General features: G+C 73.3%; 2 protein-coding genes. Both read left to right on the forward strand.

All coding sequences use genetic code 11. The annotated features are described in order from the left end of the window. Positions 1-1,002 (forward strand): peptidoglycan-binding protein (locus DQW85_RS23025; protein WP_113702206.1); only part of this gene is annotated, 1,002 nt, incomplete at its 5' end. Positions 1,003-1,043: 41 nt separating this feature from the next. Further along, positions 1,044-1,410 (forward strand): ABC transporter ATP-binding protein (locus DQW85_RS23030; RefSeq protein ID WP_113702207.1); only part of this gene is annotated, 367 nt, incomplete at its 3' end.

The raw sequence follows: 1,410 nt of genomic DNA on the forward strand, positions 1-1,410 counted from the left end.
CTGCTCGCCGCCGCCGTCGCGGCCGCCGCCGTCGGCTTCGGCGGCACCGGCTCCGGAACGGCCGGAGCCGGTGCCGTACGCACCCCGCCCGCCACCGCCAAGGTGACCCGCACCACGCTCACCGAGACCAAGACCGTGGACGGCACCCTCGGCTACGGCGACACCGTCACCGTCACCGCGAAGGCCCAGGGCACCATCACCTGGCTGCCCCCCGAAGGCGCCACCGTCACCAGGGGCAAGGCCGTCTACAGCGTCGACGCCGACCGCCGCCCCCTCCTGTACGGCACCACGCCGCTCTACCGCACCCTCCAGGACGGCGTCGAGGGCAAGGACGTCGAACTGCTCGAACGCAACCTCCGCAAACTCGGCTACACCGGCTTCGACGTGGACGACACCTACACCTGGGCCACCCGCGAGGCCGTCGAGGACTGGCAGGACGACCTCGGTCTCGACGTCACCGGCAAGGTGGAGCCCGGCGACGTCGTCGTCGCCGACGGGCCGCTGCGCGTCGCCGAGCACAAGACCGCCGTCGGCCAGACGGCCACCGGCCCCGTGCTCACCGCCAGCGGCACCACCCGCCAGGTCCTCGTGAACCTGGACGTGGCAGACGCCCACCTGGTCAAGCGCGGCATGAAGGCCACGGTCGAGCTGCCCGGCGGCTCCACCGTGAAAGGCAGGATCGTCCGCGTCGGCAAGGTCGCCACCCAGACCGGCGAGGGCAACGAGACCGCCACCACGATCGAGGTCGAGGTGTCGGTCACCGGCGTCGGCCGCACCTTCGACGCCGCGCCCGTCGAGGTGACGATCGTGGCCGCGCAGCGCGAGGACGTGCTGGCCGTCCCCGTCGGCGCGCTGCTCGCCCTGGCCGAGGGCGGCTACGGGGTGCAGGTCGTGGAGGGGGCGAGCACCCGTTACGCCGCCGTCGAGACCGGCATGTTCGCCGACGGCAAGGTGGAGGTCGACGGCGTCCCGGAGGGCGCGACCGTGGCGGTGCCCAAGTGATCGTCGAACTGCGTGACGTGAGCAAGGAGTACGGGGAGGTCATGGCGCTGCGCGGCGCCTGCCTCGGCATCGACCACGGCGAACTCGTGGGCATCGTCGGCCCGTCCGGCTCCGGCAAGTCCACCATGCTCAACATGATCGGCACTCTGGACCGGCCGTCCGGCGGCACGGTCCGCATCGCGGGGCACGACGTCCTCACGCTCACCGACAGGCGGCTGTCCGCCCTGCGAGCCGGCTTGATCGGCTTCGTCTTCCAGCAGTTCCACCTCGCCGCCGGGGTGTCCGCGCTGGACAACGTGGCCGACGGCCTGCTGTACGCCGGCCCCGCGCTGCGCGAGCGCCGCCTGCGCGCCGCCGAGGCCCTCGAACGCGTCGGCCTCGGGCACCGCCTCGGCCACCGGCCGCACG

This window comes from Nonomuraea lactucae (assembly GCF_003313395.1).
GTDB lineage: Bacteria > Actinomycetota > Actinomycetes > Streptosporangiales > Streptosporangiaceae > Nonomuraea > Nonomuraea lactucae.